Raw genomic sequence first — 304 nt, 5'->3', positions numbered from 1 at the left:
ATCGCGATGTGACCGGCCTTATCGTGGGCGTCGTCCATAGGCGCTGCAACAAACCCCGTCAGGAGAAGAGAATGTCGATCGTCACGGCGCGGTGCGCGCTTCTGGCCGCCATGGTTGCCCTGTCCGCATGTTCCGGCGGCAAACCAGCAGGGCAGTTCGCATCGAACGAAGCGGGTGCGACCGATGCCATCCACGGATCGAACGCTGCCCACGGACAGGCCGGGATGGCGATGCAGTCGACCGGCGATCCCGATGCCGACTTCCTGCGCGGGATGATCCCGCATTATCAAGGTACGGTGAAAAT

Annotated in this window: 1 pseudogene; it reads left to right on the top strand. The window is 62.8% G+C overall.

What is annotated here, in order from left to right:
- Positions 1-71 precede the first annotated feature (71 nt).
- Positions 72-304, top strand: a pseudogene (locus AC0IYH_RS30705) (hypothetical protein); the annotation flags it as partial.

This window comes from Pseudomonas sp. AC463 (assembly GCF_979253585.1).
The sequence above is the reverse complement of the archived record's forward strand: the minus strand, read 5'-3'. Positions and strand labels throughout refer to the sequence as shown.